An 18,703-nucleotide genomic window follows, 5' to 3' on the forward strand; every position below is an offset into this window, starting at 1 on the left:
ATGTTCAATAGATAAAATGGGAAATCCAAAAGCATTTTTAGAGATACACCGCCAGGAGGCGGGTTACCGTCCGATTCACGATAGAATCCACGACTTTGGCGAGGTAGAACAGACGCTCAACACTCGCGAACGCAAACTGCAGGCCTCGCGCTGCATGGACTGTGGCGTGCCCTTCTGTCACTGGGCTTGTCCGTTGGGCAACAAGGCTCCGGAATGGAACGATGCCCTCTACAAAGGAGACTGGGAGCTTGCCTATCGTCTGATTACCAGCACCAACCCCTTCCCAGAGTTCACAGGTCGTATCTGCCCTGCCCTCTGCGAGAAAGCCTGCGTGCTCAACCGTTTTAACCATGAGCCCACCACCAATCGTGAAGACGAGTGTGCCATCATCGAGGCTGCTTTCCGTGAAGGTTTCATCCAGCCTCACACCGACATCGTACGCAATGGAAAGAAGGTGGCCGTCATTGGCGCTGGTCCTGCAGGACTCGCTGCAGCCAACGATCTCAACCTCATGGGTTACAGCGTGACAGTATTCGAGAAGAATGAGGCCGCTGGCGGACTGCTCCGCTATGGCATCCCCAACTTCAAACTCAACAAGGCCATCATCGATCGTCGCATCGCCCTCCTCGAGGCCGAAGGCATTGCGTTCCGCTATGGCACAGCCATAGCCCTAGAGGACCTAGGAAATCTAGGCAATCCTAGGATATCCTACGATGCCTACGTCATCGCCACAGGCACGCCTACCGCCCGCGATCTGAAGGCCCCTGGCCGCGAACTCAAAGGCATACACTTCGCCCTCGAACTGCTCTCACAGCAAAACCGTGTGCTGGCAGGCATAGAATTCTCCAAGGACGAGCGCATCACCGCCAAGGGCAAAGACGTACTCGTGATTGGTGGTGGTGATACGGGTAGCGACTGTATTGGTACAGCCCATCGTCAGGGTTGTAAGAGCGTCACTCAGATTGAGATCATGCCTAAGCCTGTGGAGGGTCCCGAGGATCCCCAGAACCCCTGGCCCAACTGGCCCCGCACGCTCAAAACCACCTCGAGTCACGAAGAGGGCTGTACACGTCGCTGGAACATCAACACCCTCGAGTTCATAGGCGAAAACGGCAAACTCACTGGCGTCAAGGTGCAGGAGATTGACTGGAAGCCCAATCCAGAGGGTGGTCGCCCCATCATGGTCGAGAAAGGCAAGCCAGAGATTATCAAGGCCGAGCTCGTGCTCCTCGCCATGGGATTCCTGAAGCCCGAACATCCTGAGTATCCCCAGAATGTCTTCGTCTGCGGCGACTCTGCCAATGGTGCTTCACTCGTGGTGCGCGCCATGGCCAGCGGTAAGCAGACAGCATTGAGAGTAAACGAGTTTTTAAAGGTAAAAAGGTAAAAGGGTAAAAAAGTAAAAAGGTAATAATATGATTAGGATCCCATTCACCAAGATGCACGGCTGCGGCAACGACTACATCTATGTCGACACCATGAGCCATCCCATCGCCGACCCTGTGGCAGCTGCGATTGCCTGGAGCGATCGGCATAAGGGCATCGGCTCCGACGGACTGGTGCTCATCGGAAAATCCTCGATCCCTGAGGCCGACTTCTCCATGCGCATCTTCAATGCCGACGGTTCTGAAGCCATGATGTGCGGCAATGCATCGCGGTGTATCGGGAAATACCTTTACGAGCGCGGCCTCACCAATCAGGAAGAGATCCGTCTGCTGACCCTCTCTGGCGTCAAGACCCTCCAGCTACACGTCAGCAATGGCATCGTAGAAAGCGTCACCGTCGACATGCTCGAGCCTGTCTTCAACAACGAAGAGCAGTTCATTGGCTCGCGCGCCACAGGCAAGGGTACCTTTGTTTCCATGGGCAACCCCCACTACGTGATCTTCACTGACAATGTGGATCAGGTGGGTGAATCAGGGCGCGTGCTCGAGAATCACCCTGCCTTCCCCCAGCGTTGTAACATCGAGTTTGCGCATGTGGAGGCCGACGGCACCATCCGCACCCGTGTGTGGGAGCGTGGCAGTGGCATCACCCTGGCCTGTGGAACAGGTGCTTGTGCCACGGCTGTAGCTGCCGCCCTCACAGGCAAGGCTGGTCGTAAGTCAGAGATCGTGATGGATGGTGGCACACTCACCATCGAGTGGTGCAAAAGTGATAATCACGTCTACATGACAGGCCCCGCAGCCTTCGTCTTCGACGGCAACATCGAAATTTAATTTTCAATCTTCAATTTTCAATTTTCAATTAATAACATATGGCTTTAGTAAACATTCATTTCCTGAACCTGCAGAACAACTACCTGTTCGCCGACATTGCCAAAAAGGTCAATGCCTTCAAGGTGATGCACCCCAAGGCCGACGTTATCTCCCTGGGTATCGGCGACGTCACCCAGCCACTGGCACCAGCCGTCATAGAGGCCATGCACAAGGCTGCACACGAAATGGGCACCAGCAAAGGCTTTCGCGGGTATGGTCCTGAACAGGGCTACGACTTCCTCCGTGAAGCCATCCTCAAGAACGATTTCCTGCCACGTGGCGTACACCTCAATATCGACGAAATCTTCATCAACGACGGCGCAAAGAGCGATACTGGCAACTTCCAGGAGCTGCTCCATTGGGACAACTTCATTGGTGTCACCGACCCCATCTACCCCGTCTATATCGACTCCAACGTGATGATTGGCCGCTGTGGCACCTACCGCGACGGACGCTGGACCAATGTGCGCTACCTGCCCACCACGGCAGAGAATGGTTTTGTGCCAGAACTGCCCAAGGGCCGCCCCGTTGATGTCATCTACCTGTGCTATCCCAACAACCCCACAGGCACCGTCATCACCAAGCCTGAGTTGCGCAAATGGGTGAACTACGCCCTGAAGAACGATGCCCTCATCCTTTACGATGCCGCCTATGCCGCCTATATCCGCGACCCCGAGATACCCCGCTCGATCTACGAGATCCGTGGTGCCCGCAAGTGTGCCGTCGAGTTCCACTCGTTCTCGAAAACAGCAGGTTTCACAGGCGTCCGCTGTGGCTACACCGTCGTTCCTAAGGAAGTCAGCGTCTCTACCTTCGAGGGTGAGCGCATCTCGCTCAATCAGCTCTGGCTGCGTCGACAGTGCACCAAGTTCAATGGCACCAGTTACATCTCCCAGCGCGCCGCCGAAGCCATCTATACCCCAGAGGGCAAGCAACAGATCCAGCAGACCATCGACTACTATATGGACAACGCCCACCGCATGCTCACCAAGCTGCGCCAACTCGGCTACGAGGTCTATGGTGGTGAGAACGCTCCTTATATCTGGATGCGCACACCCGACAGCATGGGCTCCTGGCAGTTTTTCGAGGCCCTGCTCTACGGTGCCAATGTGGTCTGCACCCCAGGCGTCGGCTTCGGCCCCAGTGGCGAGGGCTACGTGCGCTTCACCGCCTTTGGCAGTCACGAGTTAACAGAAGAAGCATTAACGAGAATAGAAAATTGGACTAAGTCACATTAAAACAACACAATTATGGAAGCATTAAGATTTCAGGTTGTCGGTGAGGCATTCAAGAAGAAGCCCCTCGACGTAAAAACACCAAGTGAGAGACCTTACGAGTATTTTGGTAAGAAGGTCTTCAATCGTGAGAAGATGTACAAGTACCTGCCGAAGCAGGTCTACGAGAAGATGATCGATGTGATGGACAATGGTGCCCGTCTGGATCGTGATATCGCCGATGCTGTGGCCTCAGGCATGAAGCAGTGGGCCGTAGAGAACGGCGTTACCCACTACACCCACTGGTTCCAGCCTCTGACGGAAGGAACGGCCGAGAAACACGACTCTTTCATCGAGCACGATGGCAAGGGCGGCATGGTAGAGGAGTTCACAGGTAAGCTGCTCGTACAGCAGGAGCCCGATGCCTCTTCCTTCCCCTCTGGCGGTATCCGCTCCACCTTCGAGGCCCGTGGCTACTCCGCCTGGGATCCCACATCGCCCGTCTTCATCATCGACGACACGCTGTGTATCCCCACCGTCTTCATCTCTTACAGCGGTGAGGCCCTCGACTACAAGGCTCCGCTGAAGCGCGCCCTGCATGCCGTCAACGTAGCTGCCACAGAGGTATGCCACTATTTCGATCCCGCCGTGAAGAAGGTTCAGAGCAACCTCGGCTGGGAGCAGGAGTACTTCCTCGTGGACGAGGGACTCTATGCCGCCCGTCCCGACCTGCTGCTCACAGGCCGTACCCTCATGGGCCACGACTCTGCCAAGAACCAGCAGATGGACGACCACTACTTTGGCGCCATCCCTGAGCGTGTGGCAGCCTTCATGCGCGACCTCGAGATCCAGGCCCTCGAACTGGGCGTCCCCTGTAAGACCCGCCACAACGAGGTAGCCCCCAACCAGTTTGAACTCGCTCCTATCTTCGAAGAGACCAACCTCGCCGTCGACCATAACATGATGCTCATGTCGCTCATGAAGAAGGTGGCTCGCAAACACGGTTTCCGCGTGTTGCTCCACGAGAAGCCCTTCGCAGGCATCAACGGCTCCGGAAAACACAACAACTGGTCGCTGAGCACCGACAACGGCATTCTGCTCCACGCCCCTGGCAAGACCGCCGAGGCCAACCTGCGCTTCGCCACGTTCATCGTCGAGACGCTGATGGGTGTCTATAAGCACAACGGACTGCTCAAGGCCTCTATCATGAGCGCCACCAACGCCCATCGTCTGGGTGCCAACGAGGCACCTCCCGCCATCGTTTCATCGTTCCTCGGCAAGCAGGTGAGCGAACTGCTCGACCACATCGAGAAAGCCGACAAGGACTTCCTCTCCATGGCTGGCAAGCAGGGTCTGAAGATGGACATCCCCGAGATTCCTGAGCTGCTCATCGACAATACCGACCGTAACCGTACGTCGCCCTTCGCCTTCACTGGCAACCGCTTCGAGTTCCGTGCCGTAGGTTCTGAGGCCAACTGTGCCAGCGCCATGATCGCCCTCAACAGTGCCGTAGCCGAGGCCCTCGCCGACTTCAAGAAGCGCGTCGACGCCCGCATCCCTGAGTTCGAGAAGAAGCTCGCTGGCTCTGACCACAGCGCCAAGTTCCACGCCATCATCGACGTGCTCCGCGAGGACATCAAGACCTGTAAGCCCATCCGCTTCGACGGCAACGGCTACAGCGACGAGTGGGTCATCGAGGCCGAGAAGCGTGGTCTCGACGTGGAGAAGAGCTGCCCGAAGATCTTCGAGCGTTACCTCGACAAAGAGAGCATTGATATGTTCGAGAGTCTGGGCGTGATGACCAAGAAAGAGCTGGAAGCCCGCAACGAGGTGAAATGGGAGACCTACACCAAGAAGATTCAGATTGAGGCCCGTGTATTGGGCGACCTGTCGATGAACCATATCATCCCCGTGGCCACCACCTACCAGAGCCAGTTGCTGAAGAATGTCGACAGCGTGTCAACCGTCTTCCCCATCGACAAGGCCGAGAAGCTCAACGCCCGCAACCTCAAGATTATCGAGGAGATTGCCGAGCGCACCAGCGCCATTGAGAAAGGTGTCGAGGAACTTGTCAACGCCCGTAAGCTCGCTAACAAGATTGACGACGAGCATGAGAAGGCCATCGCCTACCACGACAAGGTTGAGCCAAAGCTCGACGAGATCCGTTACCAGATTGACAAGCTGGAGCTCATCGTCGACGACAGCCTCTGGCCGCTGCCGAAGTATCGCGAATTGCTGTTTATACGATAAATAAGCCATTTTTAAGGCATTCAATTCTGACGACTCCCCGCTGCGACAGCGCGGAGTCGTTTTATTCATAAAAACAGGAAAATGGGGGACTCGATTTGTTGGTTCAGTCGCTTTGATATGGAGGGAGGGCATAGGATTGCTTGCGGCCTTCTACGGAGAGCTGGATGTAGAAGGAGGGGCTGAAATTATATTTCAGGGCGGCACCGAGGCGGTCGCCTAAATCCATCATATTATAATAAGGAAAGGGAACCTTGGGGCGCATGAGCGACTTCTGACCGTAGAGATAGCCCTCCCAACGGTCGCTGAACTTGTAGCCGAGCACGGCACTCAGTCCCGCATCACGAAGATTCCTGCCACCCCAGTCGGCATTGAGGAAGTAGCCTCCGATGGCCAGCGACAGCTTGTCGTTGAAGGGCAGAGCATACATGCCACTCACGTTCTGGGAGAAGCCAGCCCCACTGGGAGCGTATTTGCCAAAGCCCGTAAAGACGCTGGCACCAAGGTTCACGTTCAGCCCCCGATGCAAGTCCCAGTCGTGATAGCCCATCAGGCCGTAGCTCATGGGCCAACGGTTGATGTAGTGCATCTGCCCAAGGTTGTTGAGCGGAGGCAGATGGAGCGTGGAGTCAGGCAGCAGCGTCTCCTGAGCCCTCGACGTGAGGGCTGTCAGCAACAGCAGAGCGGTGAACAATATCTTGCGAATCATGGTGCAAATTTACGCATTTAGGGCGATACTCAGCAAATAAGCAAGATTATTTAGCACTTTCTTTTCTCTTTTAACCATCATATTAATAATCATCAGCTACAAGAAAAAAAAACATAACTGACACTTCTTACACTTCTGCTATAATCAACTGATTATAAGACGATTACAGAGATTTGTATCTGACACTTAACTGACACCCGAACTGACACCTAAATTTTCAAAGAAGTTTTGCAATAAGTTAAAATATTTGTTTAGGTGTCAGTTCGGGTGTCAGTTAGGTGTTAGTTCTATAAGTCCACAACATACTGGAAGTCAGTGTGTTATAGCAGAAGTGTAAGAAGTGTCAGTTAATTTCTAATTACTATATTATCTTATGCGTATAGAGAATAAGAGAACAAGAACAAAACAAATTGTTTTGTTCTCGTTAAGACTATCTCTTATGATGAAAGAAACTATCTAAAGCAAAGTAAAACAACTTGTTTTACTAAGAAAGAAACGTTGAAGTAGATGAGTTAAATCCTTTGTTATACTAATGTTTGCATACGCTTCAATATCATGAGGAACCAATTCTTATCCTCCTCAGTAGCGTGTTCATAGGCCCAGTGATTGAAGTATCTCCATTTTGAGAAAAGACCTGAGCCCAAAGCCTCAAGGTTATTCATTTCGTTGATCATTGATGATAAACCTTTATTTGATCGCCACGCCTCTCGCCCATAAGTCATAGTAAAGCTTTCGCCACAATCCATATCAAAACCTAAGCTCCAACATTCATCAGGAAAATCTGGAGAATCGAACAGGTCATAATAAGATGCTGACTTAGGATCAAAATCGTTAAGGAAGTAATTGATATACTTCTCTGTGAACTCCTTGAGGGAGATAGTCTTTATCAGTTTACTCCTCTTCCATTTTCGCAAGAGGCTCTTCATCCTGTCATCGAGGAATGATAGAGCTTGTTTCTTTATTTTCTCGGGGATTCCCCAGATAGCTTCTGCTATGCTGCCAACAATGGCACCAAGTGTATCAGCATGTAGCTAATGTTGTAACTTACAATCTTCATACGCTTTAATCTTGTTTCTGGGTGCAAATATAAGGTAGGGGTGTATCATAAGTCGTATCACCCCCTCAAGATTTAACTTTCTTTATAGAAAAGATATATTTTGCTTGTTATGGTAGGTAAATCAACGAGCCCAAATTTGGGCAGGTTAAAGCCACGATGTGCAGCCACAATGCCTAATTTTCCCTCACTATTAAAAAATTCTCTCAAAAAAGTTTGTAAATTCAAGAAAATATGCTAACTTTGCACCGTCAATTTGAGGATTTCGCAGAAAGGATGACAACCTTTATGGCCTTTATGGTCGTTTCGAGCCTCACCTTTACAAGCCATCACTCTTCGGATGTGGTGGCTTTGTTATTTTACCTTGGATTGTTGTTGTGGAACCGTTATACAGTATTGTACCAGTTCCTGATTTGAGCGTTGAAGGCCTACTGTCAATTTTACATTTCCAAATTGCATCATATACAATTTCTCAAACTGCTTTTGGTTCCTTGTATTGCGTTTTGCAGGACACTCGCCTACCTTAACTGCCTTTTCTAACACTTCAGTAAGGTTCAATACTGCAAGTGTCGATTCGTATCTACGAGATGCTTTCTCGTAGGTTTCATTAATGGAGAGAAACTTTATGTGGATATATGCACCAAGGTTCTTATTCCAAATTTTCTTATCTGGATGTTCAGAAATCCATTGGGCATAATAGTCTTTTATTATTTTCTCTCTTATCTTTATCGCTTCCCTAGAACAGTCGGTAGGTATTTCTTTGAAGTCCATTTATGTTTAATCTTTATATTGTAATGCAAAATTACTACAATTCTATAATATGGCCAAATTATTCGTTTTTGTATTTTTATTCAATTGCGAAATTGGCGATTTCGTAATTTCAGACGATTTGATTTGGCGTAAAAGTGTTGTGTATGTTTGAATCATAATCTTAAAATTAAGAGTTGAACATTCTGTCTGCAAAATTAAAGTGTTTTTCTGACACCACCAAATAAATTAGGAATTATTTAGTTTTCGCCACCTTATTATAATATAGAGATAAATCAACGAGCCCAAATTATTCATGATAAATATTTGGTTTTTCGATTTTTTGCACTACCTTTGTGGGCGATTATGGATCAGAAAAGAATCATCAGGTTTCTCCGACAGGTGATGGCGAACAACAACCGAGCCTGGTTTCAGGAGCATAAGGCGGAGTATGAGGCCGCAAAGGCAGAGTTTGAGCGTGGTGTGGCCCAGGCGATAGAGCGCGTGATAACATTCGACGAGGAGATCGTACACGTGGCGGTGAAGGACTGCACGTACCGTTTTTATCGCGACACACGCTTCTCGGCAGATAAATCACCGTATAAGAACCACATGGGGGCCTACATCAACGCTAAAGGCAAGAAGGCCCTGCGAGGCGGCTATTACATACACCTGGAGCCCGACCACTGTCTGGTGGCGGTGGGAAACTACTGGTTGCCCACGAATATCCTGACGGCATGTCGCAACGAGATGATGGCGAACACGGCCGAGTGGCTCAGATGTGTGGAGCGCGAGGATTTCAAAGAGTATTTCGGTACGCCTCAGGGTGTGGCAGACAACGTCTCGGCGTGGGACCAGCCACAGGGCTTCGGACTGACGAAGCTGAAGACCTGCCCAGCAGGATTTCCCAAGGACTGGCCCCACGTGGACTATCTGCGCCTGAAGGATTACTGCTGCTGGCACGCCGTGAGCAATGATTTCTTCGAGGGCGACGGTTGGCTGGACGAGATAGAGAAGATGTTCCGTGCAGCGAAGCCGATGATGGACTTCATGAATGCCGTGATCGACGACTATGAGTAGAACCAGATAAAGAACCTAACCATGTCGATACTGACCAGAAAATATCCCTTTCCGCAGAGCAGCCACTGGCTGAGAGACAGCATCATCGATAGTGCCATCGTATTCCTGATTCTCTTCCTGCTACAGCCGTTTGGATTCAACATGTATCAGGGCAACAAGCTATTGTTGGCGCTGCTGTTTGGCGCAGTGACCTTTGGGTGTTGTCTGCTGTTCGGGCAGGTGCATAAGCCTATATACCGGCGTGTGGCGACATGGCGCATCTGGCACCAGGCAGTGACGGTGTTGCTGTTGATACTGTTGGTGAGCATCGGTAACTATCTGGTATGTTCGGTGGTGTTTGATTTCTCCATCACATTCAGTAGTTTCCTGCTGTTTCTCTACTGGACGCTGATCATCGGCGTGATCGTGACGGTGTGCTCCATCAGTTTGAGTTACTACCGCCACCTGCGCAACCAGCTGGAGATGCTGCTCGACAAGACCACGGAGCAGCAGACGGACATCAGCGTAACCATCCACGACACAAACGTGAGGGGCAACGATCTGCAGCTGCCCATCAACGACCTGCTGTATATCGAGGCACAGAAGAACAATGTGGCGGTGAGCTACATGAAGGAGGGAAAGAACATCACGACGGAGCTGCACACCACGCTGGCTGCCGTGCTTGACGACCTGAAGGACTATGAGAACATCTTCCAGTGTCACCGCTCATTTGTGGTGAACCTGAATAATATCTCTTCGGCTCAGGGTAATTCGAACGGCTACCAGCTGAAGTTAGGAAAGTGCCCCACAATCGTGCCCGTTTCGCGTACTTACGTCCCTAAACTGCGGTCGTTTATCGCTTAGTCATTCGTCCTTTTTTCTAGTCATTCGTCTGGCGGATTAGTTATCTGTCAGAGGTTTTAGTCGTCTGTCCCCCAAATTTGGAGGGTATTGTTTTCGTGCTTATCTTTGCAGCATGAAACAACAGATTGCACATATCATCATCATGCTGCTCACAGGCCTCAACGCCTGGAGTCAGACCACCGTTACAGGTACAGTCACCGACGGGCGCAAACCGCTCGCAGGAGCGAACGTATTTATTATGGGAACCATCGACGGGTGTATGACCGACTCGCTGGGACGGTTCTCGTTTAAGACCAGCCAGACGGGTGAGCTCACTCTGCGCGCCACGTTTATGGGATTCGAAGACTACACGCTGACCACCACACAGCCCACAGGACTGACCATCCGCATGAAGGAGCGGGCCACAGCCATCGACGAGGTGGTGGTGACAGCCAGCACCTACAGCTTCGGAAAGAGCGACCATTTCAAGACGATGGATGCCCACGACGTGGTGATGAGCGGCAACTCGTGTGGTGACATCGTGGCAGCCCTGCAGTCGTTGCCTGGCACACAGAAGGTGGGCGAGGACGGAAAGCTGTACGTTCGTGGCGGTGAGAGCGACGAATGCCAGACTTTCGTGAATGGCATGCACGTGCTCGTTCCTTATTCTACAAACGTGGAGAACACCGCCTCACGAGGACGTTTCTCGCCTTTCCTCTTCAAGGGCATCAACTTTTCTCTGGGAGGCTATAGCGGTGAGTACGGACAGGCCCTCTCGTCGGTGTTGCCCATGGAGACCACCGATGTGGCTACAGGCGACAAGCTGGGTGTGAGCGGATCGCTCGTGGACTGGAACATTGGCGGTACGAAGGCCTTCAGCAAGAGTAGCCTGTCGTTTAATGCCGACTTGACGAGCATGGATATCTACAATGCCCTTTCCCCCGACCGTTTCGAGTGGACACGTCCCTACCGTAAGCTCTCGGCTGAGGCGCAGTATAAGGCGGATTTCTCATCGGCCACGGTGCTGAAGACGTATGTGGGCTACGACCTGACCTCAGTAGGACAGCATATTGACGAGCGCAGCCTGTCGATGACGGAGCACAACGTCTATGCCAACGCCACGTTGAAGACGAACATTGGCCACGGCTACACGCTCTTTGCAGGCATGGCCAACTCGACGGTGATCAACCATATCGACGACGCACTCACCCTGGGCGACCACTATGAGAACACACGCAACGAGGTACACCTGAAGGGGGAGCTGAGGAAGGTATTTTCACCTGTGCTGAAATGGTCGGCAGGGGTGGAGGATTATATCCGCCACAGCACGAAGCGCTATGAGGGCGATGGCTACGGACTGGACTACCAGCTGCTGGCTGCCCATACGGACGCCCAGCTGCGTCTGGTGCCAAAGCTGTTTCTGAACCTCTCGGCCCGTCTGGAGAACGCCACCTACGACGGCCGTTGGCTGCTGATGCCACGCGCCACGCTGAGCTATGTGCCCAACAAGCGTTTCCAGCTGTCGGCCATGGTGGGGTGCTACAGTCAGACAGCCAACGACGAGTATATCGCCATGAGTGGCGAGACACTGCGACAGAGCACTGCCGACCATGCCATCCTGAGTATGCAGTACAGCACCAACGGCACGCTGCTGCGCATAGAGCCTTACTACAAGAAGTACCGCCATCTGCCTCTGCTGCGCGAGGGCATCTATACCGCCGAGGGCTACGGCACAAGCAGAGGACTGGACATCTTCGTGGAGAACCACTCGCTGGTGAAGCATCTGACCACCACCCTCTCCTACTCGTTCAACGACTCAGAACGGCTCTATCTCGACTATGCCACGCCACAGACACCCCACTACGCCTCGCGCCACAACCTGCGCCTGTCGCTGAAATACGCCCTTGGCAAGACCATCATCGGACTCTCAGAGTCGTATGCCAGCAAGCGCCACTACGCCAACGGCGATACACCTTATTATAATAGTATAGACGCGAACATCACATGGCTGGTGAGTCCGAAGGTGATTGTCTACACCTCGCTGAACAATATCCTGGGGCGCACCAACATCTTCGGCTACGAAGCCGACGGTAAGGCCATCACAGCCAACAGAGACCGTTTCTTCTATATCGGCATTTTTGTTTCACTTAAAAATAATAAAGCGTATGACATTTCAAATTTTTAATCATCGTGTGTTAGCCATCGCCCTTTTCATGATGGCATCAGTGTGTGTGAATGCCCAGCAGTCTGCCTCCATGCAGCAGCTGATAGGCCAGTCGTTAATGAAGATCGAGCAGCAGAAGCCTGAGACGTTTCTGAACTGCGTGGCAGAGATGAAGCGTATCGACGCGATGTATCCTGACAGCGTGGCACCCAAGTATCAGATGGCACTGCAGAGTCTCTACTACGCCGTGCTGAATCCACAGGCAGAGCCTACGGAGGGGCTGCTGGCAGAGACGGAGCAGACCATCGCCAAGATGGAGACGATGGCGAAGGCAGACCAGAGCGATCTCTGCACGCTGAAGGGATTCCTCTATATGGTGCGCATCGTACAGGACCCTGCCCAGAACGGACAGCGTTACTACATGCAGGTGATGGAGAACTACGAGAAGGCGCTGAAGCTGAACCCTGCCAACGAGTTGGCCAGACAGCTGCAGGAGAAGTTCTTTGAGGGCATGAGACAACAGCAATAAAAAAATCGGGGCGCAGGCCCCGATTTTCTTTACTTCTTAGCAGCAGCTTTCTTGGCTGCCGGCTTCTTGGCGGCAGGCTTCTTCTCTGCCTTGGGCTTGGCGCCCTCGAGTTTCTCGAGGCGGGCTTTCAGGCGAGTGATCTCCTTGTCTTTCATCTCAATCTCATCACCCTGGTTCTTGATGGTGGTGAGCAGGCCTTCGAGCTCATCGTTGTCGATGTCGAGCGGATAGAGGGCGTTGACTCTGTTGATGAAGTCGCCAAGAATATTCATGTAGTTGGTGAAGGCATCAAACGGTCCGGTGTAGATGCCACGATCGAGACCCACATTAGAGGGCTTGGTGGTCATGAAGCGGAAGTTGTTGGAAGCCTGCAGATAATCCCAGTCCTGATTGATGCGGGGATCGTTGGCGATGCGCAGACGATCGGCCACAGAGTAGAGCTTGTTGAAAGCCTCGTGCTGCATGGCGTTACCCAACCAGCAGCTGCAGTCGCGCTCCTCGTCGACCCAAGAGAGGGTGTCGGGCACGTCAAGCTGGCTCACGCTCTTGCAGGCCTTGCAGATCTCCGTAGGCGTAGAGAAGGTGATGCCTTTCTCCTTGGCGCATGCGGGCAGGGCGTGGATGAAGTCGAGGATGTTGCTGCTGAGCGGCTGGGCGATACCCAGGGCAGAGAGCTCCATGAAGATGTTGATGATCTGCTCTTCCTCGGGCAGGCGGGCGATACGGTCGATATAAGAATCGGCAAAGAGGGGATAACCGTCCCACTCAGAGTTGTTGAAGCGCAGGGAGATATCATCCGACAGCTCGATGTCGCGGAGCAACAGCTTGAGGTTGGGAGCCTGGTTGCAGTGGTAGACATAGTGGGGCGACTTCCAGCCGAGCACGTGTTTGGCACCCTCGGTGAGCATACCCTTGAAGCCCATGGCTGCAATCTGGGCACCGATGTCGTCGCTGTAGATAAGCGAAGAGTTGCGGGCCACGGTAGGCTTCTTGCCAAAGAGCTCTTCGATCTTGGCTGACTGCTTCTTCACGTCGAGAGCGAAGGTGTCGGGATTGGCCAGTGAAGAGAGGCCGTGGCTGTAGGGCTCAGCGAGGAACTCCACACAACCCGTCTCGTTCATCTCCTGCAACTTGGCGATAACCTGCGGTGCATGCATCTCAAGCTGCTCGATACCTGTACCAGAGAGTGAGAAGGCCACCTTGAAGTACTTGCCGTTCTCCTTGATCATGTCGTGGAGCGTGTTCAGCGCGGGCATATAGCTGCGCTCGGCGATGTCGGTGATGCTACGCTCGTTCTCGTAGTCGTCGTAGTAATAGTGATCGGTACCGATATCGAAGAAACGGTAACGCTTCAGATGAATAATCTGATGTATCTCGAAATATAAACAAATCGTTTTCATAACTTTTACTTTTTTACCTTTTTACTTTTTTACCTTTTATTCTTCCCATCCGAGGGTGCGGCGATAGAGTGTACGGATCCAGCGACCTACCTTCTCCCATGTGATCTGATCGACCTCGCGTTTGCCCTCTTCCTTCAGATACTGGAAGAGCGACTCGTTGTGGCAGATAGAATAGATGGCATCGGCCAGAGCGTGGATATCCCAATAGTCTACCTTGATACAGTTGTCGAGGATCTCAGCACAGCCCGACTGCTTCGAGATGATCGAAGGCGTGCCGCACTGCATGGCCTCCAGCGGAGAGATACCAAACGGCTCAGAGACGGAGGGCATCACATAGACATCACTGTCCTTCAGGCACTCATAAACCTGTTTGCCGCGCATGAAGCCAGGGAAGTGGAAACGGTCGGCGATGCCGCGCTCAGCAGCGAGCTGGATCATCGCATCCATCATATCACCAGAGCCTGCCATGCAGAAACGCACGTTACGGGTACGGTGGAGCACCATCGTGGCAGCCTCAACGAAGTATTCCGGACCCTTCTGCATGGTGATACGACCCAGGAAGGTGACCACCTTCTCCTTGCCCGTATGGTCGGGACGAGGGATGGCCTGATACTCATCGGGCAACGGATAAACGGCGTTATGAACCGTGAAGCACTTACGAGGATCCTGATGATACTGGTTGATGACCGTCTGGCGCGTCAGCTCTGACACACACATGATACAGTCGGCCCAGTCCATACCGTTCTTCTCGATGCTGTAGACGGTGGGGTTCACCTTACCACGGCTGCGGTCGAAGTCGGTGGCATGCACGTGGATACACAGAGGCTTGCCACTCACCTGCTTGGCGTGGATGCCTGCAGGGAAGGTGAGCCAGTCGTGGGCATGGATGATATCAAACTCCTCAGCGCGGGCCACCTGACCAGCAATGATCGAGTAGTTGTTGATTTCCTCGTGCAGATTGCCAGGATAACCACCAGCGAACTCCATCGCACCAAGGTCGTTGACGTTCATATAGTTGAAGTCGGCATAGATATGTTCACGGAGCTTGAAATAATAGTCGGGATCCATGATGTTACCCACACGATTCTTCACATAGTCATAGTCCACATCGCGCCAGGCGATGGGCACAGCGTTCATGGCGACGATACGGCAGGCGTGCTGGCTCTCATCACCAAAGGGATGAGGCAGGCAGAGCACCGTTTCGATGTCGCCCTGGGCCTTCAAGCCCTCAGAGATACCATAGTTAGCAGTGGCGAGTCCACCAAATACGTGAGGAGGATACTCCCATCCAAACATTAATACTTTCATAGACGTTCCTCCTTATTTTTGATATGAATATTTATCCATCAGCTTGAGCGTACGCAGGATCTCTGCCACGTTCATCGCAAACGACATGGCACCACGTCCGTGGAAGGGCGGGTTGCCGTCGAACAACTCAGAGATTGTGCCAATGGCATGATAATCCATCTCATCCTCATAGCCTACGAGCTGGCGCTCGATGAAGCTGAGGCGACTGCGCTTGTAGAGCTTCAGACAGGCCTCCATATAGAAGCCTCCGAGCCAAGGCCAGGCTGTTCCCTGGTGGTAGGCATAGTCGCGCTGGGTCTGCGGCCCCACGTAGATGGGATTGTATCCCCCACTCTTCGGAGAGAGCGAGCGCAGTCCCTTCGGGGTGAGCAGCTCACGGGTACAGATATCGACCACGTTCTTCATCTGCTGCTGATTGAGCGGAGAGTAGTCGAGGGCCACGGCGAAGATCATGTTCGGACGAACAGACCAGTCCATCATGTTGCCATCGACATAGTCGAGCAGATAGCCATATTCGTTGACGAAGGTGTCGACAAACGACTGCTTGGCCAGCTCTGCACGCTTCTCCAGATCCTCAGCACGCTGGGCATCGCCCTTCTCGGCAGCCATCGAGGCGCAGAACTTCAGGGCATTGTACCACAGGGCATTGAACTCTACGATATAACCAGAACGCGGCACCACAGGACGGCCGTTGGCAGTGGAGTTCATCCATGTCACAGCACGGTCACGGCCATTGGAGTAAAGCAGGCCATTTTCGTCGAGGCGCAGGTTGGGATGACCGCCCTTGATGATATAGTCAACGATATCGCTGGCCAACTTGCCGTAACGCTGATACCCCTCGTCCTTTCCAGCATCCTTCACATACTGCTGGATGGCCCAGATAGCCCAGAGGGGCACATCGGGCTGCTCGATCTCATAGATCTTTACCGACAGGGGCTTCTCCTCCATGAACTCACGGAGGCCACGCTCAGCGGTTCTCATCACCAGCTCAAAGTAGTCGCGCTCGCCAATGGCCAGCGTCAGTCCAGGCAAAGCGATGAACGTATCACGGGCACGGGCCTTGAACCAGGGATAACCTGCCAGCAGATAGCGCTCGTCCTTCTTGTCAATCTTCTCCATCGTGCCACTGCGGCGATCACGGAAGTGGAACTGGTGGGCGGCGGTAACCAGACAGTGGTAGAAGTTATCACGCGGCACACGGTCGGCCACCTCCTCGTCGAAGAGTTTCTTCAGCGTCGAGGTCTTGATCTGCGAGGTAGAGCCAGAGAAGATGATGCTCTCGCCCTTCTTGATAGGCATCTCGAAATAGCCAGGCACGTAGAGGTCCTCGTTAGAGGCATAGCCACGCTCCTGCTCCTTCGGATATTCTACACCACGATACCAATCGGGCTGGAAGATGAACTCGTTCTTCTTCGAGAACTGCATGAAGAGGTCAGGATAACCAGCATACATACAGGTCTTGATACCATTGTCGACGGGTGTGTACTCGCGACTGGCAGTACTGTTCTCGTGCGTAAACTGGCGCACGGAGCGGAAGGCGAGGAACGGGCGGAAACGCAGGGTTGTGGCCGAGTGGGCCTCCACCAGCGTGTAGCGGATGAGGATACGGTCCTCATAATGCTGGAAGATCACTTCCTTCTTCAACACAACGCCACCCACACGATACGTTGTCGTAGGTACGAGGCTGGCATCAAACTCACGGATGTACTTGTGTCCGTTAGGACTGAAATTGTTGCCCTGATACTTGTGCAGGCCGAGGTTGAATTCTGCTCCGTGCTGGATAACCGTACAGTCGAGCGACGACAGGAGCACATGGTTCTCATCGTCTAATTCGGGTACAGGCACTACCAGCAAACCATGGTACTTGCGCGTATTGCAGTCAACAAGTGTTGAGCTGCTATAGGCACCAGAACGGTTAGTACGGAGTAATTCACGACGAAGACTTTCCTGCAGGTTAGTCATCACAGCTTTTTCTAATCGTAAATAGCTCATAGTTCCTTAAAAGGTATTTAATTATTTGTATAAGTAGTCAATTATCCCCCCAAAGGTAGGCATTTTTATCAAAGTGACAAAGGATTTCGCAACATTTTACAATTATTTAAGTAAAAAGCTGGCAAGTTTGCTACTTGCCAGCCTTTTTTATGCAGGAATGAGGAAATTTATCACTTCTTGTTCGACTCCGATGGTGAAGGCTCCGACAGGTGTCTTCATCAGCCGACCGTCAATGCCCACCATCGCATGTTTGGCATAGTCGACCACCACCTCCTTCGTGCGATAGGGATGTACGCTGCGATGGTTGAGGAAACGGCCCGTCAACAGCAGCCAGATACCCTCGATGAGCTGCACCACCTCAGGGTGATAGACCACAGAGACATCGATCATGCCGTTGTAGGGTACGGCATTAGGCGTTTGTCCATATCCAGGGCCACTGCCGATGCAGACAGTCATCACCTTACGGTCGATGACGTCGCTGTTGATGCGGAGCTTCATCTTATACTCCATCCTGTGGAAGAGCATGACGAAGAGCGACGATATAAAAGATAAGGTACGCGAGCCGAAGAGTCGGCGCGTCTGGCGTCGCAGGTTCATGATATCAGCCGTCATACCGATGTTGACGCAGTTCAGGAAGTAGCGGTGGCAACGCTCGCCCTTGGCATTGGAGTAGCGGATACAGCCAAGGTCTACCTTACGGATGCGGTGCTGGATAAGCCAATCGATAGTCTGCTCCACCTCGTCTTCATCAAACTCCCAGAAGCGGGCAAAGTCGTTCATCACGCCATTGGGGATGACACCCAAGGCGATGCTCTCCCTGACCTCTTTCTCTTCCATCATCAGACAGTTCACGGCATCGTTCAGTGCCGAGTCGCCACCCACGATGATGATCGTCTTGTAGCCATTGGAAATCATCATCTTCATCAGGCGCTCCACACTGTCGGAGGTCTCACTCTGCACGAAGTCGTAGTTCACATGACGATTGTCGAGGATCCGTTGTATTTTCTCCCAACGCTTGCGCTTGTTGGTGATACCTGCTTTCGGGCAATATACGATGCCCCATTTTCCTGTCTCCATCGCGTTCTTATTTTATATATCTGCTGCAAAGGTAAGAAAAAAACTGTAATCAACAAAGTTTTTTCCCAAAAGAAAGCATTTCACCATTGTGCTGCTGGGCTT

The 18,703-nt window shown here is 52.4% G+C and carries 15 protein-coding genes; 8 read left to right on the forward strand and 7 right to left on the reverse strand.

Translation table 11 applies throughout. The annotated features are described in order from the left end of the window. The first annotated feature begins 16 nt into the window (after positions 1-16). From BMY16_RS00245 to BMY16_RS00260, 4 genes are read left to right on the forward strand one after another with little or no spacing between them, the layout of a single operon-like run. Positions 17-1,387, forward strand: a complete 1,371-nt coding sequence (locus BMY16_RS00245; RefSeq protein WP_091839774.1) for a glutamate synthase subunit beta — start codon at positions 17-19, stop codon at positions 1,385-1,387. A gap of 28 nt (positions 1,388-1,415) precedes the next feature. Next, entirely contained in the window at positions 1,416-2,219 is an 804-nt protein-coding gene (gene dapF, locus BMY16_RS00250) for a diaminopimelate epimerase (protein ID WP_091838509.1), read from the forward strand. 38 nt (positions 2,220-2,257) lie between these two features. After that, on the forward strand, positions 2,258-3,496 hold the full coding sequence (locus tag BMY16_RS00255; protein ID WP_091838512.1) for an LL-diaminopimelate aminotransferase: 1,239 nt from the start codon (positions 2,258-2,260) through the stop codon (positions 3,494-3,496). 12 nt (positions 3,497-3,508) lie between these two features. After that, positions 3,509-5,722 (forward strand): glutamine synthetase III family protein, encoded by a 2,214-nt coding sequence (locus tag BMY16_RS00260; protein ID WP_091838515.1) that lies wholly within the window; start codon positions 3,509-3,511, stop codon positions 5,720-5,722. A gap of 103 nt (positions 5,723-5,825) precedes the next feature. On the opposite strand, the gene BMY16_RS00265 is transcribed toward BMY16_RS00260, so the two are convergent. The 3 genes from BMY16_RS00265 to BMY16_RS00275 form a co-directional block, all read right to left on the reverse strand. Beyond that, positions 5,826-6,428, reverse strand: a complete 603-nt coding sequence (locus tag BMY16_RS00265) for a hypothetical protein (protein WP_091838518.1) — start codon at positions 6,426-6,428, stop codon at positions 5,826-5,828. A gap of 524 nt (positions 6,429-6,952) precedes the next feature. Continuing rightward, positions 6,953-7,354, reverse strand: a complete 402-nt coding sequence (locus tag BMY16_RS00270) for a hypothetical protein (protein WP_091838521.1) — start codon at positions 7,352-7,354, stop codon at positions 6,953-6,955. A gap of 482 nt (positions 7,355-7,836) precedes the next feature. Then, complete coding sequence (locus BMY16_RS00275; protein WP_091838524.1) at positions 7,837-8,253, reverse strand: LPD3 domain-containing protein; 417 nt, start codon at positions 8,251-8,253, stop codon at positions 7,837-7,839. A gap of 342 nt (positions 8,254-8,595) precedes the next feature. Between BMY16_RS00275 and BMY16_RS00280 the strand changes: the two genes are divergently transcribed. From BMY16_RS00280 to BMY16_RS00295, 4 genes are all read left to right on the forward strand, one after another. Further along, a complete protein-coding gene (locus BMY16_RS00280) occupies positions 8,596-9,309 on the forward strand; it encodes a DUF2461 domain-containing protein (RefSeq protein ID WP_091838526.1) in 714 nt (237 codons plus the stop codon). A 21-nt stretch (positions 9,310-9,330) separates the two neighbouring features. Then, complete coding sequence (locus BMY16_RS00285; protein ID WP_091838528.1) at positions 9,331-10,152, forward strand: LytTR family DNA-binding domain-containing protein; 822 nt, start codon at positions 9,331-9,333, stop codon at positions 10,150-10,152. A 112-nt stretch (positions 10,153-10,264) separates the two neighbouring features. After that, a complete protein-coding gene (locus BMY16_RS00290) occupies positions 10,265-12,316 on the forward strand; it encodes a TonB-dependent receptor (RefSeq protein WP_091838531.1) in 2,052 nt (683 codons plus the stop codon). Beyond that, complete coding sequence (locus BMY16_RS00295) at positions 12,297-12,824, forward strand: hypothetical protein (protein ID WP_139207070.1); 528 nt, start codon at positions 12,297-12,299, stop codon at positions 12,822-12,824. Before BMY16_RS00290 ends, BMY16_RS00295 begins: the two co-directional genes overlap by 20 nt. Positions 12,825-12,853: 29 nt before the next feature. Here BMY16_RS00295 and BMY16_RS00300 read toward each other — a convergent pair whose 3' ends face one another. The 4 genes from BMY16_RS00300 to BMY16_RS00315 all read right to left on the reverse strand — a co-directional run bounded on the left by BMY16_RS00300 (position 12,854) and on the right by BMY16_RS00315 (position 18,601). Then, the gene (locus tag BMY16_RS00300; protein WP_091838536.1) at positions 12,854-14,224 is read right to left on the reverse strand and encodes a glycoside hydrolase family 57 protein; all 1,371 of its coding nucleotides are present in this window, start codon (positions 14,222-14,224) and stop codon (positions 12,854-12,856) included. Positions 14,225-14,260: 36 nt separating this feature from the next. Next, the gene (locus tag BMY16_RS00305; protein WP_091838539.1) at positions 14,261-15,532 is read right to left on the reverse strand and encodes a glycosyltransferase family 4 protein; all 1,272 of its coding nucleotides are present in this window, start codon (positions 15,530-15,532) and stop codon (positions 14,261-14,263) included. 12 nt (positions 15,533-15,544) lie between these two features. After that, on the reverse strand, positions 15,545-17,524 hold the full coding sequence (locus BMY16_RS00310) for a glycogen debranching enzyme N-terminal domain-containing protein (protein WP_170835952.1): 1,980 nt from the start codon (positions 17,522-17,524) through the stop codon (positions 15,545-15,547). 147 nt (positions 17,525-17,671) lie between these two features. Next, on the reverse strand, positions 17,672-18,601 hold the full coding sequence (locus BMY16_RS00315) for a diacylglycerol/lipid kinase family protein (RefSeq protein WP_091838544.1): 930 nt from the start codon (positions 18,599-18,601) through the stop codon (positions 17,672-17,674). Between the last annotated feature and the right edge of the window lie 102 nt (positions 18,602-18,703).

It is taken from the genome of Prevotella sp. ne3005, assembly GCF_900110085.1.
In the GTDB taxonomy this organism is placed as follows: domain Bacteria; phylum Bacteroidota; class Bacteroidia; order Bacteroidales; family Bacteroidaceae; genus Prevotella.